We start from the raw sequence: 18,697 nt of genomic DNA on the forward strand, positions 1-18,697 counted from the left end.
GAATTTCTTTATCATTATAAATTCTTTTCATATCTTTGCACCCCTCTAAATAATTCAGTATTAATCACTAACCGAAAGGAAGTTATTTCATCATGATCATTGTTCCTGTAAAAGAAGGCGAAAGCATCGACCGCGCGTTGAAGAAACTGAAACGTAAATTTGAAAAAACCGGTGTCGTTAAAGAACTCCGCGAAAGGCAGAAGTTCACGAAGCCATCTGTGAAACGTAGAGAAGAGATTCTCCATGCTGTTTACGTTCAGCAGCTCCAGCAGGCAGAGGAAAAGTGATTTTAAGGTAATTTTTTTTACCGATTGGCAGGAAGTAAGTCTTGCTCTTTTCAAAATAATGTTGTATTTTTAGCGTTAGCTAATTAGAACTTTTGAAAGAGCGTGGTTACTTCCTGTTGATTTTTTAGAATGCTGAAAGAGAGATTTATTGATTATCTTAGGTTTGAAAAGCGGTTTTCTCCGCATACCATCAAGTCATATGAGCATGATTTAATGCAATTCTCTGCATATCTGCAGGCTCAATACAATGAAGAACATCCGGAAAATGCCTTACCTGAAATGATTCGGTCATGGATGGTATCCCTTCTTGAGGCTAATATCACATCCCGTTCAGTCAACAGGAAATTATCCACACTAAATTCATTTTATCATTTTTGTCTTCGGAGTGGAGAAATTGAACTCAATCCATTAAAGAAAGTGAATGCTCCGAAATCATCTTCCGGTTTACCTGTTTTTTTGGACAAGGATAAAATGGAAGATTTATTCCAGGAAATACATTTTGAGGATACTTTTGAAGGATGCAGGGACAGGACAATGATTATGCTGCTATATTCAACCGGAATCAGGCGATCGGAACTACTTGGGCTAAAGAGTCAGGATTTAGACCTGGTTAAGGGCACATTAAAAGTGTTAGGAAAGAGAAACAAAGAAAGAATTATTCCAATTGGTAGTTACATTTGTACTCAATTGGAAATATATATCAGGAGTAAGGAAAAAATTATGCTGGAACAGGCTTTAATTACTGATGACTTATTACAAACAAACAGGAGGAAGGTGAAGTCTGCCAATTATTCAAAACAGAGAAACAATACCGATATTTTATTTGTTACATCTGCCGGACGACCGATCGGGGCCAGGCAGGTTTATGATATTATTCATAAGCTGTTATCGCAGGTTTCATCACAGTCGAAGCTTAGCCCTCATGTATTGAGGCATACTTTTGCAACACATATGCTGAATGATGGTGCTGACCTGAATTCAATAAAGGAATTACTCGGACATACCAGCCTGGCGGCTACCCAGGTTTATACTCACAATACGATAGAGAAATTAAAACTGATATTTAAACAAGCCCATCCAAGGGCGTAAAAAAGGAGGAACTATGAGAGTGAAGATTAACTCAGTTCATTTCAAGACGGACAAGAAACTTGATGATTTTATTTCCGAAAAGATGGACAAACTCGTAAGCCTTCACGATGGAATCATCGGGAGCGAAGTTACCCTCAGGGTTGATAATACGGATGCACCGGATAATAAGATAGCCGAGATAAAGTTAATGGTGCCGGGGAATGATCTTTTTGCGAGAAAACAGAGTAAATCCTTTGAAGAAGCGGCTGATACTGCTGTGGAAGCGCTACGTCGCCAACTAACTAAACACAAGGAAAAACAGAGAGGAGAATAAATATTAAAAAAATATTCATTACTCATTTGGTAATTCAAATAAAGTGTCTAAATTTGCAGTCCTTTTTGAAAGGACTGCTTTTGTTTTATAAAATATCATTCTAATTTACTGGGATTAAGGTTGTTGGATTGCGAGGATTGAGTAAAAGCTAGTATTTTAAACAAAAGTGGGAAATTGCCGATGTAGCTCAGTTGGTAGAGCAGCTGATTTGTAATCAGCTGGTCGGGGGTTCGAGTCCCTCTATCGGCTCTGTTCATTAATATGTTGGGGGGATACCAGAGCGGTCAAATGGGGCAGACTGTAAATCTGTTGGCTAAGCCTTCGGAGGTTCGAATCCTCCTCCCCCCACAAACATCAGCGGAAGTAGCTCATTTGGTAGAGCGATAGCCTTCCAAGCTATAGGTGGCGGGTTCGAGCCCCGTCTTCCGCTCAAGATATAGTTCTCGGCTCCCGGTTTTCATTCCAAGATTTCCGGGTGATGCTGTTAACAGAAGGGATTAAAAGCCTTTGTAGCTCAGTGGTAGAGCACTTCCTTGGTAAGGAAGGGGTCAGGAGTTCAACTCTCCTCAAAGGCTCAATTTTTTGTGCTTAAACATTAACAAGTAAATCCATAAACATTAATTATCATGGCAAAAGAAAAATTCGATCGTTCAAAACCTCACGTGAACATCGGTACCATTGGTCACATTGACCATGGAAAGACCACGCTCACGGCTGCTATCACTCTTGTGTTGGCTGAAAAAGGTCTTTCGGAATTCAGGTCATTCGATTCAATTGACAACGCTCCGGAAGAAAAGGAAAGAGGTATTACCATTAATACAGCCCACGTTGAGTATCAGACTGCGAATCGTCATTATGCTCACGTTGACTGTCCAGGTCATGCTGACTATATTAAGAACATGGTTACTGGTGCTGCCCAGATGGACGGTGCTATTATCGTTGTTGCTGCTACTGATGGTCCAATGCCTCAGACCCGCGAGCATATCCTTCTCGCACGTCAGGTAGGTGTTCCTCGTCTGGTGGTTTTCATGAACAAGGTTGACCTTGTTGATGATGAAGAAATTCTTGAAATCGTTGAAATGGAAATTCGTGATCTTCTCACATTCTATGGATTCGACGGTGACAAAACTCCTGTTATCCAGGGTTCAGCTCTTGGTGGACTGAACAAGGAAGAGAAATGGGTTGATAAGATCATGGAACTCATGGATGCTTGTGATAATTGGATCCTTTTACCAGAGCGTTTGGTTGACAAACCATTCCTTATGCCTATTGAAGACGTATTCTCAATCACAGGCCGTGGAACAGTTGCTACAGGTAGAATTGAAACCGGTATCATCCATGTTGGTGATCCAGTTGATATCATCGGTATGGGTGCTGAAAAAATGAAATCAGTTTGTACTGGTGTTGAAATGTTCCGCAAACTTCTTGACACTGGTGAAGCTGGTGACAATGCAGGTTTGTTACTTCGCGGTGTTGATAAAGACACCATCCGTCGTGGTATGGTTATTGCAAAACCAGGTTCAATTACTCCTCACAAACATTTCAAAGCTGAGGTTTATATCCTGAAGAAAGAAGAAGGTGGACGTCATACTCCATTCCAGAATAAATATCGTCCTCAGTTCTATTTCAGGACCACTGATGTAACAGGTGAAATTACCCTGCCAGCTGGTGTTGAAATGTGTATGCCTGGTGATAATATCACAATTGAAGTTCATTTGATCGCTGAAATCGCTATGAATATGAACCTCCGTTTCGCTATCCGCGAAGGTGGTCGTACAGTAGGTGCAGGTCAGGTAACTGAAATTCTGGACTAATACATAAAAAACACAGGAGTGGTGTTCCCGTCATGAGGAACACCTTTCCTGCCTTAAATAATTAATGTTTGTGGTTGTTTTGCCTGTCCTAGGGCAGACGAACTGAACAGGCAAGAACTGAACGGGTGTAGCTCAATTGGTAGAGTGGCGGTCTCCAAAACCGTAGGCTGTGGGTTCGACCCCTACCACCCGTGCTAAATATTAGAAAAATGGCAAAGAATAAGTTCGTAGAGTACGTCACAGAGAGTTACGATGAACTCATGCACAAAGTATCCTGGCCTACCTGGAGTGAGTTACAAAACAGTGCTGTCGTAGTATCCATTGCTTCCCTTATCATTGCACTTGTTGTGTTTTTGATGGATAAGGCGTTTACAGTATTGTTGCAGCAGTTTTATCAACTGTTTTAGCAGATTTACTGCAGTCTAATATTAATACCAACCTTAATTCACCATCCGGCATGGGCGATCAAGTGAAAAAATGGTATGTGGTACGAGCCATCAGCGGGAATGAGAAAAAGGTTAAACAATACCTTGAAAGTGAAATTAATCGCCTGAATCTTCAGGACTACATTTCACAAGTGCTTATTCCAACTGAGAAAGTATACCAGGTGCGTAATGGCAAGAAAATCAGCAAAGAGCGTAGCTATTTGCCTGGATATGTTCTTGTTGAAGCAGTTTTGGTGGGCGAAATTCCACACATTATTCGCAACATTCCGGGGGTTTTGGGATTCCTTGGCTCGAAGGATGAACCCGTTCCCCTGAGACCGGCCGAAGTGAACAGAATTCTGGGTAAAGTCGATGAGCTCTCTGAGCAAGGCGCCGAACTCAGTGTACCGTTCATAGTTGGTGAAACCGTAACTGTGACTGACGGTCCTTTCAACAGTTTCAGCGGTGTGATTGAAGAAATCAATGAAGAGAAGAAAAAGCTGAAAGTCATGGTAAAGATTTTCGGGAGAAAAACACCTCTCGAATTATCATTCATGCAAGTTGCAAAGGAATCTTAATTCCTTTTACGTTAATCCGCAAGTACAAATCCTTTAAGAAAATTGCAAAATGGCAAAAGAAGTTGCTGGCTTAATTAAACTGCAAATCAAAGGAGGTGCGGCTAATCCTTCGCCCCCTGTTGGACCTGCTTTAGGCTCCAAGGGTGTGAACATTATGGAGTTTTGTAAACAGTTTAACGCACGTACGCAAGATCAGTCTGGGAAAATTATTCCAGTGATCATTACTGTTTATAAGGACAAATCATTTGAATTTGTCATTAAAACATCTCCAGTAGCCGTTCAACTCCTTGAAGCAACAAAGCTGAAAAGCGGCTCTGCCGAACCTAACCGTAAGAAAGTAGCATCTGTTACCTGGGAACAGGTACAAGCTATTGCCGAAAACAAGATGCCTGACCTCAATTGCTTTGAACTGGAATCAGCCATGAAAATGGTTGCCGGTACAGCAAGGAGTATGGGTATCACGGTTAAAGGCGAAGCCCCTTTTGCACTGTAATAGCTATGCATAAGCATTCCAATTACATTCAACAATGTGTATCATTTCTATTAACCTGACGTGAAATGGCTAAACTGACTAAGAATCATAAACTGGCTTTAGCTAAATACGACAAGGACGCTGCTTATGCGCTTGCTGATGCTGCACGAATTGTCAAGGAGATAACAACATCTAAATTCGACGCTTCTGTTGATATTGATGTTCGCCTTGGCGTTGACCCCCGTAAAGCCAACCAAATGGTACGTGGTATTGTTACCCTACCCCATGGAACTGGCAAAGTTGTGAGGGTCCTCGTGCTCTGTTCTCCTGAAAAGGAAGAAGAAGCAAAAGCCGCAGGAGCTGACCATGTAGGTCTTGATGACTATATCCAAAAAATAAAGGAAGGTTGGACTGATGTTGACGTTATCATTACGATGCCGTCCATCATGCCTAAAGTCGGTGCTCTGGGACGTATCCTCGGACCTCGTGGTCTGATGCCAAACCCCAAGACCGGTACCGTTACAATGGAAATAGGAAAAGCCGTACAGGAAGTGAAAGCCGGGAAAATCGACTTTAAAGTTGATAAGTACGGGATTATTCATGCCTCCATCGGTAAAGTTTCTTTTGAACAGGATCAAATCATTGAAAATGCAAGAGAGTTAATCTCTACCATTATCAAATTGAAGCCATCCTCTGCAAAAGGAACCTACATGAAAAGTGTCTTCATGTCCAGTACAATGAGTCCTGGAATTCGTATTGATCAAAAATCGATCACAGCCTAAGCCTGGTAAGAGTAAGTATTTGATCCTTAAGAACAAACATCATTATGAGAAAAGAAGATAAGAATCAGCTGATCGATACCCTTACCGAAGAATTAAAGGCTTCAAATTACCTTTATATTACTGATATTTCAGACATGAACGTTGCTAACACTAATCGTTTGCGCCGTTTGTGCTTCAAAAGGGATGTCAAGTTGATTGTCGTGAAAAATACCCTGCTCCAAAAAGCAATGGTTCATTCCGGCAAGGACTTTAGCCCATTGTTTGATGTTCTGAAAGGTCACACCTCAATTATGATCGCAAATCAGGGAAATATCCCTGCCAAGCTGATCAAGGAATTTAGGAAAACATCCGATAAGCCCCTGTTAAAAGGAGCCTATGTTGAAGAAATGACTTTTATCGGTGATAAGGAACTTGATGCACTCATTGCTATCAAGAGTAAAAATGAACTTATCGCTGATGTTGTCGCTCTTCTTATGTCACCTGCAAAGAATGTTATTTCATCTCTTCAGTCAGGCGGACAAACATTATCAGGTGTGCTCAAGACCTTATCCGAACGTCCTGAATAATTTTCAGGTACAGTGAGCAAAAAAACAAAAATTAATCTAATTAGTAAAACACTTTAAAATCAAATAAAATGGCAGATTTAAAAGCTTTCGCTGAACAGTTGGTTAACCTGACAGTTAAGGAAGTAAACGAACTGGCTAAAATTCTCAAAGATGAATATGGTATTGAACCAGCAGCAGCAGCTCCAGTCATGATGGCCGGTCCTGCAGCAGGTGGCGACGCTCCTGCAGCTGAAGAGAAAACCAAATTCGACGTGATCCTCAAGAGTGCAGGCCAAGCAAAATTGGCTGTTGTAAAACTTGTTAAGGAACTTACCAGTCTCGGTCTTAAAGAAGCAAAAGACCTCGTTGATGCTGCTCCAAAAGCCATCAAAGAAGGCGTTTCAAAAGACGAAGCTGATGCCCTTAAATCACAACTTGAAGAAGCCGGCGCTGAAGTTGAGGTTAAGTAAATAATGCTATTTGGCACAATTACCAAACAGACTGCTTACTTATGCCTTACGCGTAGGTGAGCAGTTTGTTTCCTTCCCGATTCTTGAATCGGGATTAATTGTTTAAATACTTTATTTGTTCATCCTTAAATTTTACTGCATTGGCTTCAAATAAAATCGAACGGATCAATTTCGGTACCACCCAGATAAAGGCGGATTACCCCGATTTTCTCGAAATTCAGATCAAGTCATTCCAGGATTTTTTCCAGCTGGAAACAAATCCTGATAATCGTATCAATGAAGGACTATTCAAGGTTTTCTCCGAGAATTTTCCTATTACTGATGCGAGGAATAACTTCGTTCTGGAGTTTCTTGATTATTACATAGACCCCCCTCGCTATTCCATTGAGGAATGCCTGGAAAGGGGTTTAACTTATAGTGTCCCCCTTAAAGCAAAATTGAAGCTTTATTGTACCGACCCGGAGCATGAAGATTTTGAGACCATTATTCAGGATGTATATCTTGGTATGATCCCATACATGACTCCTAAAGGTACTTTTGCTATCAATGGAGCTGAAAGGGTAGTAGTATCACAGCTGCACCGCTCCCCGGGTGTATTCTTCGGGACAAGCTACCATACCAATGGACAGCAGTTGTACTCCGCCAGGATTATCCCTTTCAAAGGTTCCTGGATGGAATTTACTACTGATATCAACAATGTGATGTATGCTTACATCGACAGGAAAAAGAAACTTCCTGTTACCACATTGCTGAGAGCTATCGGTTATGAAAGCGACAAGGATATCCTTGAAATTTTTGACCTCGCTGAAGAAATAAAAGTCAGCAAAGCAGGTCTTAAAAAATATGTTGGTCGCCGATTGGCTGCCAGGGTACTCAAAACCTGGATAGAAGATTTCGGTGACGAAGATACCGGTGAAGTTGTATCCATCGAACGTACAGAAGTAATCATCGATCGTGAAACCGTATTGGAATCCAATCATGTGGATATGATCGTTGATTCTGGTGCCAAATCCATACTTCTGCATCGTGAAGATGTCAATTCCCAGGAATTTGCCATCATTTTCAACACCCTTCAGAAAGATACCGCCAATAATGAGAAAGAGGCTGTAGAGTACATCTACAGACAGCTGCGTAATGCAGAACCTCCTGATGAGGAAACAGCACGTGGTATCATTGATAAATTGTTCTTTTCCGATAAACGTTATGATCTTGGCGATGTTGGTCGCTACAGGATTAATAAAAAATTGGGAATTAACACTGACCTGGATACCAGGGTTCTCACCAAGGAAGATATCATCTCAATTATCAAGTATTTGATTGGTCTTATTAACTCCAAGACCGAAGTAGATGATATTGACCACTTGAGCAATCGTCGTGTCCGTACTGTAGGTGAACAGCTTTATAACCAGTTTGGTGTAGGGCTTGCCCGTATGGCCAGGACTATTCGCGAACGTATGAACGTTCGTGATAACGAGGTTTTCACTCCAATGGACCTCATCAATGCTAAAACACTTTCGAGTGTTATCAATTCATTCTTTGGGACTAACCAGTTGTCGCAGTTCATGGATCAAACCAATCCACTGAGTGAGATCACCCATAAGCGCAGGGTTTCCGCCCTGGGTCCAGGGGGTCTTTCCAGGGAAAGGGCCGGATTTGAGGTGCGCGACGTTCACTATACCCATTATGGGCGTCTCTGTACAATCGAGACTCCTGAAGGACCGAATATCGGTCTCATTTCTTCTCTCTGTGTCTATGCTAAAATCAATAAGCTGGGCTTCATTGAAACTCCTTATAAGAGAATTACTGATGGTAAGGTTGAACTGAATGAAACAGTTTACCTGAGTGCTGAAGAAGAAGAAAATAAGATTATTGCCCAGGCTACCACATCAATCGATAAGGATGGCCTGATCACATCAGACAGGGTTAAGGTACGTTACCTTGCGGATTATCCTTTGATCGAAAGACAAAAGGTGGATCTCATGGATATTGCCCCTAACCAGATTGCCTCCATTGCAGCTTCGCTCATCCCGTTCCTCGAACATGATGATGCAAACCGTGCGCTGATGGGATCAAACATGATGCGTCAGGCAGTTCCTCTCTTAAACCCGGAAGCACCTATTGTTGGTACCGGGCTTGAAGGGAAAGTTGCCCAGGATTCCAGGGCTCTTATCAATGCAGAAGGTGACGGAATGGTTGAATATGTTGATGCAACCCAGATTGTTATCCGATATGCAAGGATTGAAGAAGAAAGACTTGTTAGTTTTGATGATGATGTGAAGGTATATAACCTTACTAAATTCACCAGGACGAACCAGAATACCTGTATAAACCTTCGTCCGATCGTTAGAAAAGGCGATAAGGTGAAAAAGGGACAGGTTCTGTGCGAAGGCTATGCCACCCGTGGTGGAGAACTGGCATTAGGTCGTAACCTGATGGTTGCATTCATGCCTTGGAAAGGGTATAATTTTGAGGATGCAATCGTTATCTCTGAAAAAGTAGTGAAGGAAGATATCTTTACTTCTTTACATATTGAAGAATTTACCCTCGAAGTTCGTGATACCAAACGTGGTGTTGAAGAACTCACCAATGATATCCCTAATGTTAGCCAGGAAGCTACCAAGGATCTGGACGAAAATGGTCTGATCCGAATTGGAGCGGAAGTGAATGAAGGTGATATTCTCATTGGAAAGATTACTCCAAAGGGAGAAAGTGATCCCACACCTGAAGAGAAACTCCTCCGTGCAATCTTTGGCGACAAAGCCGGTGATGTGAAGGATGCTTCTCTTAAGGCGCCTCCTTCAATGAAGGGTGTTGTTGTTGATAAACGATTGTTTTCCAGGGTGATTAAGGATAAGAAACTTAAAGCCAAGGAGAAAGATATCGTTAAAGATCTCGACGATGAATTCATGAAGAGCACCAATGAGCTGAAACAGAAGCTCGTGGATAAACTCACTGTTCTTGTAAGTGGTAAGACCTCACAAGGGGTTTACAACAACTTTAAGAATGAGATTGTCCCCAAAAAGGTGAAATTCACTCAAAAAATGCTGTTAGGACTTGATTATAATAGCATTAACCCCAACAAATGGACAACTGATAAGGAAGTTAATGACCTGATCAAACAGCTCATCAACAATTATATTATTAAGTACAAGGAATTGCTGGGTGTTTATAACCGGAGGAAATTTGTAGCCACAGTAGGTGATGAATTACCCAATGGTATTGTTCAGATGGCAAAGGTTTATGTTGCCAAGAAGCGCAAGCTGAAGGTAGGTGATAAGATGGCCGGTCGTCACGGTAATAAGGGTATTGTTGCCCGTATTGTTCGTGAAGAAGATATGCCATTCCTGCCTGATGGCACACCGGTAGACATTGTACTGAACCCGCTGGGTGTACCTTCCCGTATGAACCTCGGACAGATTTTCGAGACTGTATTGGGATGGGCCGGAGCAAAATTGGGGACAACTTATGCAACTCCGATTTTTGACGGGGCATCGATATTCCAGATCAATGATTTGATGGATAAAGCCAGTCTTCCGCACAATGGCAGGGTATACCTGTATGACGGAGGCACCGGTGAACGTTTTGACCAGCCTGCAACAGTAGGTTACATCTATATGCTGAAACTTCATCACATGGTTGATGATAAGATGCATGCCCGTTCCATCGGACCTTATTCACTTATTACACAACAACCCCTTGGAGGTAAGGCCCAATTTGGTGGTCAACGTTTCGGGGAAATGGAAGTCTGGGCATTGGAAGCCTTTGGGGCAGCCAATATTCTGCAGGAAATTCTAACTGTTAAGTCCGATGATGTTGTAGGTCGTGCAAAAGCCTATGAAGCCATCGTTAAAGGTGAGAATATGCCTACTCCGGGTATACCCGAATCATTCAATGTACTTGTACACGAATTGAGAGGCTTAGGCCTGAACGTAAGTTTCGAATAAAGATATCTGCCGGTTCTGTATCTTCCGGAATTCCGGATGATACAGGATGCCGGTAGTTCTGCATTCTCAAAGTCTCTCTAAATGTTCAATACGTAAATCCTTTCGAAATATATGGCTTTCAGAAAAGAAAATACAGCCAACAGCAATTTTTCCAAGATCAGGATTAGCCTGTCATCACCGGAATCGATCCTTGAAAGGTCAAGTGGTGAAGTGCTCAAGCCCGAAACCATTAATTACAGAACCTATAAACCTGAGCGTGATGGCTTATTCTGTGAACGGATCTTCGGACCTGTGAAGGATTGGGAATGTCATTGCGGTAAGTATAAACGGATCCGTTATAAGGGAATCGTTTGTGATCGTTGCGGTGTTGAAGTAACGGAAAAGAAAGTAAGACGTGAACGTATGGGACACATCCAATTGGTTGTTCCTGTGGCTCATATCTGGTATTTCCGCTCCTTACCCAATAAGATTGGCGCTCTGCTTGGATTACCCTCCAAGAAATTAGATGCCATTATCTATTATGAACGATATGTTGTTGTTCAGGCAGGTACTATGGCAAATGAGGGTGTGAAGTACCTTGATTTCCTTACAGAAGAAGAGTACTTCGATATTCTTGATAAATTACCAAAAGAGAATCAGTACCTTGAAGACAGTGATCCTAATAAGTTCATTGCTCGCATGGGAGCTGATGCTTTATTTGAAATACTTAGCCGCATTGATCTGGATACTGTCAGTTATGATCTGCGTCACAAGGCTAATACCGAAACATCACAACAACGTAAAGCTGAAGCATTAAAAAGGTTACAGGTTTTTGAAGCTTTCCGTGATGCCAAATCCAGGGCTGAGAATCGCCCTGAATGGATGATCGTGAAAGTTGTGCCTGTTATTCCACCTGAACTTCGTCCTCTCGTTCCTTTGGATGGTGGTCGTTTTGCTACCAGTGACCTGAATGATTTATATCGTCGGGTAATTATCCGTAACAACCGCCTTAAGAGGCTGATTGAAATCAAAGCCCCTGATGTGATCATGCGTAATGAAAAACGTATGCTCCAGGAAGCCGTTGATTCATTGTTCGATAATTCAAGAAAAGCCAGTTCAGTTAAGACCGAATCCAATCGTGCTTTGAAATCCCTGAGCGATAGTCTCAAAGGAAAACAAGGACGTTTCCGTCAAAACCTGTTGGGTAAACGTGTCGACTATTCAGGTCGTTCAGTTATTGTTGTTGGACCCGAACTGAAGCTTCATGAATGTGGCCTTCCAAAAGATATGGCCAGTGAGCTTTTCAAGCCGTTTATTATTCGTAAAATGCTTGAAAGAGGCATTGTTAAAACTGTAAAATCAGCAAAGAAAATCGTTGACAGGAAAGACCCTGTAGTATGGGAAATCCTTGAAAACATCTTAAAAGGCCATCCTGTATTACTAAACCGTGCTCCTACATTGCACAGGCTTGGTATCCAGGCATTCCAGCCTAAACTGATTGAAGGGAAGGCTATCCAGCTCCACCCATTGGTTTGTACCGCGTTCAATGCCGACTTCGACGGTGACCAGATGGCTGTTCACGTTCCCCTTGGAAATGCTGCTATCCTGGAAGCTCAGATACTCATGCTGGCTTCTCATAATATTCTGAATCCTGCTAACGGAGCTCCTATTACCGTTCCTTCACAGGACATGGTACTTGGTCTTTATTATATTACTAAAGGCCGTAGAACAGAAGGCGAGAATATTGTTAAGGGAGAAGGAATGAAGTTCTATTCACCTGAAGAGGTAATCATTGCCTTTAATGAGAAAATGGTTGACCTTCATGCATATATTAATGTGAAGGTGAATGTATCAGAAGATGGAGAACTGGTTAATAAGCTAACTGAAACAACGGTTGGACGTGTTCTTTTCAACCAGGTTGTTCCGGAAGAATATGGTTATATCAACCAATTACTTACAAAGAAATCTTTAAGGGATATTATCGGTGATATTCTGAAGAAAACTGGCACAGCCAAAACTTCAGCCTTCCTGGATGATATCAAGGATATGGGTTACAAGATGGCTTTCAAGGGTGGATTATCATTCAACCTTGGAGATGTTATTGTTCCGAAATTGAAAGAAGAACTGGTAGTTGCAGCCAATATTGAAGTTGAAGAAGTAATGAACAACTACAATATGGGTTTCATCACCAATAATGAACGTTATAACCAGATTATTGATATCTGGACCCATACAAACTCCAACCTTACCCGTAAGGTAATGGAAGATCTCTCAAAAGATAAACAAGGTTTCAACCCGGTATATATGATGCTGGATTCCGGAGCCCGTGGTTCAAAAGAGCAGATCAGGCAGTTATCAGGGATGCGTGGTTTGATGGCTAAGCCTCAGAAATCAGGTGCTACCGGCGGAGAAATTATTGAGAATCCGATTCTTTCTAATTTCAAGGAAGGCTTATCAGTTCTTGAGTACTTTATTTCTACTCACGGTGCCCGTAAGGGTCTTGCTGATACGGCTCTCAAAACCGCAGATGCTGGTTACCTTACACGTCGTCTTGTAGATGTTGCCCAGGATGTTATTATTTCTGAAGAGGACTGTGGAACACTCCGTGGTCTGATGTCAACAGCACTCAAGAAAAATGAGGAGCTTGTTGAATCATTGTATGACAGGATTTTAGGTCGTGTAACCTTACATGATATTTATCATCCTAATTCCGGCGAATTACTTGCAGCTGCAGGTCAGGAACTAACGGAAGAAATTTGTCAGCGCATTGAAGATTCTCCGATTGAAACCATTGAAATCCGTTCGGTATTGACTTGTGAATCCAAGCAAGGCGTTTGCGCCAAATGCTATGGACGTAACCTGGCTACCGGCCGATTGGTCCAGAAAGGGGAAGCTGTTGGTGTTATTGCAGCTCAATCCATTGGTGAACCTGGTACTCAGCTTACCCTTCGTACTTTCCACGTTGGGGGGGTTGCCGGTGCCAATATTGCTTCTTCATCCAGAATTATTGCGAAATATGATGGTCTCATTGAAATCGATGAACTCCGTTCTGTTGAATATGTGAATGAAGAAGGAAAATCCTACGATATCGTACTCGGACGTTCCGCTGAAATGAGGATTATGGATACCCATACAGGTATTGTCCTTGCTTCAGGTCACATCCCATATGGTGCAAACCTTTATCTCAGGAATGGAGATACTGTAAAGAAAGGTGACCTGATCACTGATTGGGATCCTTACAATGCTGTTATCCTTTCAGAAGTAACCGGTAAAATTGTTTTTGATAATATCATTGAAGGGGTGACCTTCAAGGTAGAAGCTGATGAACAAACCGGATACCAGGATAAGGTTATTATTGAATCACGTATTAAAACGAAGAACCCGGTTATAAAGATTGTTACTCCGGATGGTGAGGAGATGAGGAATTACGATATCCCGGTGGGATCACATCTCCAGATCGACGATAACGGAAGTATCAAAGCCGGTGAAATCCTTGTTAAAATCCCCAGAGCTGTTGGTAAAACAGGTGATATCACCGGAGGTTTACCACGTGTAACGGAATTATTCGAAGCACGTAATCCTTCTGATCCTGCAATTGTTGCTGAAATTGATGGTGTGGTTTCATTCGGTAAGAAACTAAAACGTGGAAACCGTGAAGTAATCATTACCTCAAAAACCGGGGAAGAACGCAGTTACCTTGTTCCTACCACCAAGCAAATCCTGGCACAGGAGAACGATTATGTTCGCGCCGGAACACCTCTGTCTGATGGTGCTGTTACACCTGCTGACATTCTTGCCATTAAAGGCCCGATGAAAGTACAGGAATATATCGTTAATGAAATCCAGGAAGTATACCGACTCCAGGGTGTAAAAATTAACGATAAGCACTTTGAGGTTATCGTCAGGCAGATGATGCGTAAGGTTGATGTTGTTGATCCGGGTGATACTAAGTTCCTTGAAGGAGAATTGGTGAATAAGACCGATTTTAATGATGAGAATGACTGGATTTTTGGCAAGAAAGTAGTTGAAGATCCGGGTGATAGCGCTACGCTGAAACCAGGTCAGATTATCACAGCCAGGAAACTTAGGGATGAGAATTCATTACTAAAGCGTCGTGATAAGAAGCTTGTTGATGCCCGCGATGCAAAACCAGCTACTGCTAAACAAGTGTTGCAAGGGATTACCCGTGCGTCACTCCAGGTTAGAAGTTGGATTTCTGCGGCCTCATTCCAGGAAACTACTAAGGTGCTTACACAGGCATCAATCCAGGCCAAGAGTGATGAACTGTTAGGCTTGAAGGAAAATGTTATTGTAGGTCACCTGATTCCTGCCGGAACCGGATTGCGTGAATATGAACACCTGATCGTTGGATCAAGGGAAGAATATGCTCGTATGCTGGCATCCAAGGCTGAATAATATTGAAGTAATCCATAATTTATAGAGCTTATGAAAGCGAATTGTTCATTTGAATGAATAGTCAGCTTTCATAAGCTTTTTTCATGATAAAGAAGAAAAACCATGAACGACCCCAAAAATCAAAATCAGATCAATATTGAGCTTAGTGATGAAATGGCTGAAGGTATCTATTCAAACCTGGCCGTTATAACTCATTCAGGAACCGAATTTGTTGTTGATTTTATCAAAATGATGCCGGGAGTGCCAAAAGCAAAAGTGAAAGCGCGTATCATTCTTACTCCTCAGCATGCCAAACGCTTATTTCGTGCTATCAAAGAGAATATTGCAAAATATGAAGCTCTTCATGGCCCTATCAAGGAATCGGAGGGAGGCGACTTGCCTTTTCAATTGAGTGGCCCTGTTGGACAAGCATAAAAAAAAGCAGCGATGAGCTGCTTTTTTTATGCACTATTTCAACTCAATGATTGACCAGGTATTTATAAACCAGGTCTACCTTTTCAGTTGAAAGTTTAGCTTTAGGACCCATCTTTTCAAGGATTTTTGTCCATTGGTCAGCAGAATGGTCAGCAGGTTTTGAAATCTTATGACAATTTCCACAATTGGATTTATAAAGCTCATAACCCTGCTGAAGTTCGGCTAGCGATGCAGTTTGTACCTTGTTTACATTTTTTTCGGCCGGAATATACAATGGGGTTGTGCAGGCGGCGAAAATGAATAAGACTAAAAGAGCGGCAATAGTTCTCATTGAAATTATGAATTGATGAATGTAGAAGAATTTACATGTTATTTCAAAGATAAGGTAATTAATTCAAAAGGATAGTGTTTTTAACAACAAATAGTTTTCCCATCCTTAAGGCTCAATTGTATTTATGATACTTTCAAATGATCCATCTGCTGTTATGAGGATTGAGATATCCGGATTGTTTACCCATTTTGATTGGATAAATGTGCTGAATAGTATTTTCCCTACAAGGTAATTGCCTTCTTCTGAGAAAAATCTTTCGGAGATACTGGTAAAATCATCCAGGTTCAAATCGGCTTCATTAGAATACCTCACAAAGATTTCCATTATAAAATCATGAGTGAGGGATAGGGATTGCTGATGCATCTTTTTATATTCATATCTGTAGAGGTATGATAGTGCTGAAATATCGCTCAGTACAGCTGATGCAGTCGGAAATGCACCTGCCCCTTTCCCAATAAAGAATTGTTTGTCAGCAAAACTGGTTTCTGTTTGAACACCGTTATTAACGTCATCAACAGTAAAAAAGCGACTTGTTGAATCGATAAACTGTGGTAACACAAAAGCAACGACCTTATCATTGCTCAGTTTTCGGGCATGAGCAAGTAATTTGATTTTATATCCTTTCTCAGAAGCCAGTCTGATCTCAAGTGGTCCCAGTCTTTGAATACCGAGGTTAAAGATCAGATCTGGTTTTTCAACAATACCAAAAGCGTGTGCAAGTAGTATAGTAAGTTTGTATTTTGCATCATATCCTTCCACATCCAAAGCAGGATCACTCTCCGCATAACCCAGATCCTGGGCCAGTTTCAATGCCTCTTCATAGGAAATCTTATCTTCAGATGTTCTAGTTAATATATAGTTGGTAGAGCCATTAACAATACCGGAAAGCGAAACCAATAAATCATTATCATAATATTCCTCCAGATTCCGGATTATTGGAATACTTGCGCAACAAGCGGCTTCATAAAGGAAAGGGACTTCGTGTATTTTTTGTAATTCAAGGAGTTGCTCCAGATGCTCGGCGATCATTTTTTTATTGGCACTTACAACTCCTTTTCCACTTTTCAATGCAGTCGTGACAATTTCAAAAGCAGCATCTGCATCATCTATCAACTCAACAATCACATTTATATCAGGATCATTCAACAGTTCCTCCTTTTCAAAAGTAAAGATTTCAGCAGGCAGTGACCTTTTCTTGTTTCTGTCCTTCACACAAATCTTTTTGATTTCAGCTTTTAATCCTGGTGTCTGGTTGATGACATCCCAGAGGCCATTCCCTACCACCCCGAATCCAAATAATCCTATTGTTATATTTTGCCTGGTCATTTTCAATTATTTTTAGTTGAATAAGAATCAAAAACTATAAGGATCCTAAAGCAGATTCCAGATCAGCAATTAGATCATCAGGTTCTTCAAGGCCTACGGATAACCTTATCAGACTATCAGTGATGCCCGCATTGTATCTCATTTCTGCAGGAATTGATTTATGTGTCATACTTGCCGGGTGGCAGCATAAGCTTTTCACTCCACCCAGGCTTTCAGCCAGTTTGAAATACTTTGTTGAGGTAACAACCTGGGTTGCTGCTTCAATGGTGTCATTATTCAGGCTAAAACTCACAATGCCTCCAAAATACTTTTGTTGCCTGGCTGCTATTTCATGATTTGGATGGTTCTTCAAGCCCGGATAATAGACTTTTTGAACTTTAGGATGTGAAAGCAGGAAATCTGCAATCTTTGTTGCATTTTCCGAATGTTGCCTGAACCTCAGGTGGAGTGTTTCAATTCCCCTGATAACCAGCCAGCTATCAAAGGGGGAGAGTATTGCCCCGCTGGCATTCTGGATAAATTTGATTTTTTCTGCCAAAGCTAAATCATTGGTGACAACCAGGCCGGCTATCAAATCACTGTGACCACCCAGGTATTTGGTGGCTGAATGGATCACTAGGTCAGCACCTAACTTCAATGGGTTTTGGGCCACAGGTGTCGCAAAGGTGTTATCAACCGCAAGTAAGGCTCCATGACGATGTGCAATTGATGCAATGGCTTCAATATCTGATATTTTTAGTGTTGGATTGGTAGGGCTTTCAATCCAGATGAGTTTTGTCGAAGGATTGATTGCTTTCTCGATAAGGTCAAGGTCCTGGGTGTCGACATACCTGGTTTCAATGCCAAACCTTGAATATACCAGGCTGAATAGCCTGAAGGCACCACCATAAATATCGTCGATTGCAAGTATTTCGTCTCCGGCATTCAGTATGGATCTGACGGATGCATCGATAGCAGCTAAACCACTGGCAAATGCAAAGCCATGATTTCCACCTTCCAGGACTCCTATTAAGTTTTCGAGTGTTGCACGGGTAGGATTATTTGTACGGGAATAGTCAAAGCCCTTGTGAACACCAGGTGCTTCCTGGACGAAGGTTGATGTTTGGTAGATCGGAACTGAAATAGCCCCTGTTAATGGATCAGAAGGAATTGAATGAATAATTTTTGTCTGTTCTTTCATGGTAGTAAGGGATTAAGAAGTTTATAAAAATCCACTTACCAGGAATTCCTTGCTTCAGGGCATAAAAAAAGCCCTTCAGCAAGTCAGAAGAGCAGCAATGCATAAAGCACTTTATATCTATCTGACTTATCTATTTCCGATAATCTCGGAATTGGAATTGGCACCTTGCATTTCTGCAGGTTGCCAAGGCATCATAGGGCCAGTCCCTCCGCCTTTCTTGATAAGTGTTATGTAATGAACGAGCTGCAAAAGTAGAAATAAAAACCAATACGATTTACCAATCCCATTCAAAATGAAGAAAAAAATATTTTAATCAGTTTATTATCAGTGAG

Annotated in this window: 16 protein-coding genes, 5 tRNA genes and 1 riboswitch; of the genes, 18 read left to right on the forward strand and 3 right to left on the reverse strand. The window is 41.6% G+C overall.

Annotation, left to right across the window (positions count from 1 at the left end):
* The first annotated feature begins 92 nt into the window (after positions 1-92).
* The 18 genes from IPH84_10175 to IPH84_10260 all read left to right on the forward strand — a co-directional run bounded on the left by IPH84_10175 (position 93) and on the right by IPH84_10260 (position 15,528).
* The gene (locus IPH84_10175) at positions 93-287 is read left to right on the forward strand and encodes a 30S ribosomal protein S21 (protein MBK7173580.1); all 195 of its coding nucleotides are present in this window, start codon (positions 93-95) and stop codon (positions 285-287) included.
* Between the two features lie 129 nt (positions 288-416).
* A complete protein-coding gene (locus tag IPH84_10180; protein ID MBK7173581.1) occupies positions 417-1,376 on the forward strand; it encodes a tyrosine-type recombinase/integrase in 960 nt (319 codons plus the stop codon).
* Between the two features lie 13 nt (positions 1,377-1,389).
* Positions 1,390-1,689 carry a ribosome-associated translation inhibitor RaiA gene (gene raiA, locus IPH84_10185; GenBank protein MBK7173582.1) on the forward strand — a complete coding sequence of 100 codons (300 nt, stop codon included), beginning with the start codon at positions 1,390-1,392 and terminating at the stop codon, positions 1,687-1,689.
* 176 nt (positions 1,690-1,865) lie between these two features.
* A tRNA-Thr gene (locus IPH84_10190) sits at positions 1,866-1,938 on the forward strand.
* Positions 1,939-1,955: 17 nt separating this feature from the next.
* Positions 1,956-2,037 (forward strand) — tRNA-Tyr (locus IPH84_10195).
* 9 nt (positions 2,038-2,046) lie between these two features.
* Positions 2,047-2,119: transfer RNA gene (locus IPH84_10200), tRNA-Gly, on the forward strand.
* A gap of 73 nt (positions 2,120-2,192) precedes the next feature.
* Positions 2,193-2,264 (forward strand) — tRNA-Thr (locus IPH84_10205).
* Positions 2,265-2,315: 51 nt separating this feature from the next.
* Positions 2,316-3,503, forward strand: coding sequence for an elongation factor Tu (tuf, locus tag IPH84_10210; GenBank protein MBK7173583.1), 1,188 nt, complete (start codon positions 2,316-2,318; stop codon positions 3,501-3,503).
* Positions 3,504-3,624: 121 nt separating this feature from the next.
* Positions 3,625-3,697: transfer RNA gene (locus IPH84_10215), tRNA-Trp, on the forward strand.
* A 15-nt stretch (positions 3,698-3,712) separates the two neighbouring features.
* Positions 3,713-3,910: a preprotein translocase subunit SecE gene (gene secE, locus IPH84_10220; GenBank protein MBK7173584.1), complete on the forward strand. Its 198-nt coding sequence runs from the start codon at positions 3,713-3,715 to the stop codon at positions 3,908-3,910.
* Between the two features lie 50 nt (positions 3,911-3,960).
* Complete coding sequence (nusG, locus tag IPH84_10225; GenBank protein ID MBK7173585.1) at positions 3,961-4,506, forward strand: transcription termination/antitermination factor NusG; 546 nt, start codon at positions 3,961-3,963, stop codon at positions 4,504-4,506.
* Between the two features lie 49 nt (positions 4,507-4,555).
* Positions 4,556-4,999, forward strand: a complete 444-nt coding sequence (gene rplK / locus IPH84_10230; protein MBK7173586.1) for a 50S ribosomal protein L11 — start codon at positions 4,556-4,558, stop codon at positions 4,997-4,999.
* Between the two features lie 65 nt (positions 5,000-5,064).
* A complete protein-coding gene (locus IPH84_10235; GenBank protein ID MBK7173587.1) occupies positions 5,065-5,760 on the forward strand; it encodes a 50S ribosomal protein L1 in 696 nt (231 codons plus the stop codon).
* Between the two features lie 44 nt (positions 5,761-5,804).
* Complete coding sequence (locus tag IPH84_10240) at positions 5,805-6,326, forward strand: 50S ribosomal protein L10 (protein MBK7173588.1); 522 nt, start codon at positions 5,805-5,807, stop codon at positions 6,324-6,326.
* A 68-nt stretch (positions 6,327-6,394) separates the two neighbouring features.
* Positions 6,395-6,775, forward strand: a complete 381-nt coding sequence (gene rplL, locus IPH84_10245; GenBank protein ID MBK7173589.1) for a 50S ribosomal protein L7/L12 — start codon at positions 6,395-6,397, stop codon at positions 6,773-6,775.
* A 140-nt stretch (positions 6,776-6,915) separates the two neighbouring features.
* Complete coding sequence (gene rpoB, locus IPH84_10250; protein ID MBK7173590.1) at positions 6,916-10,719, forward strand: DNA-directed RNA polymerase subunit beta; 3,804 nt, start codon at positions 6,916-6,918, stop codon at positions 10,717-10,719.
* Between the two features lie 111 nt (positions 10,720-10,830).
* Positions 10,831-15,114, forward strand: a complete 4,284-nt coding sequence (gene rpoC, locus IPH84_10255; protein MBK7173591.1) for a DNA-directed RNA polymerase subunit beta' — start codon at positions 10,831-10,833, stop codon at positions 15,112-15,114.
* A 102-nt stretch (positions 15,115-15,216) separates the two neighbouring features.
* A complete protein-coding gene (locus IPH84_10260) occupies positions 15,217-15,528 on the forward strand; it encodes a DUF3467 domain-containing protein (GenBank protein MBK7173592.1) in 312 nt (103 codons plus the stop codon).
* Between the two features lie 43 nt (positions 15,529-15,571).
* On the opposite strand, the gene IPH84_10265 is transcribed toward IPH84_10260, so the two are convergent.
* The 3 genes from IPH84_10265 to IPH84_10275 form a co-directional block, all read right to left on the reverse strand.
* A complete protein-coding gene (locus IPH84_10265; protein ID MBK7173593.1) occupies positions 15,572-15,859 on the reverse strand; it encodes a hypothetical protein in 288 nt (95 codons plus the stop codon).
* Positions 15,860-15,964: 105 nt separating this feature from the next.
* Positions 15,965-17,185 (reverse strand): homoserine dehydrogenase, encoded by a 1,221-nt coding sequence (locus IPH84_10270; GenBank protein ID MBK7173594.1) that lies wholly within the window; start codon positions 17,183-17,185, stop codon positions 15,965-15,967.
* A 34-nt stretch (positions 17,186-17,219) separates the two neighbouring features.
* Entirely contained in the window at positions 17,220-18,365 is a 1,146-nt protein-coding gene (locus IPH84_10275; protein ID MBK7173595.1) for a PLP-dependent transferase, read from the reverse strand.
* A 123-nt stretch (positions 18,366-18,488) separates the two neighbouring features.
* Positions 18,489-18,592, reverse strand: a riboswitch (SAM riboswitch).
* Positions 18,593-18,697 lie beyond the last annotated feature (105 nt).

It is taken from the genome of Bacteroidales bacterium, assembly GCA_016707785.1.
Taxonomy (GTDB): Bacteria; Bacteroidota; Bacteroidia; order Bacteroidales; family UBA4417; genus UBA4417.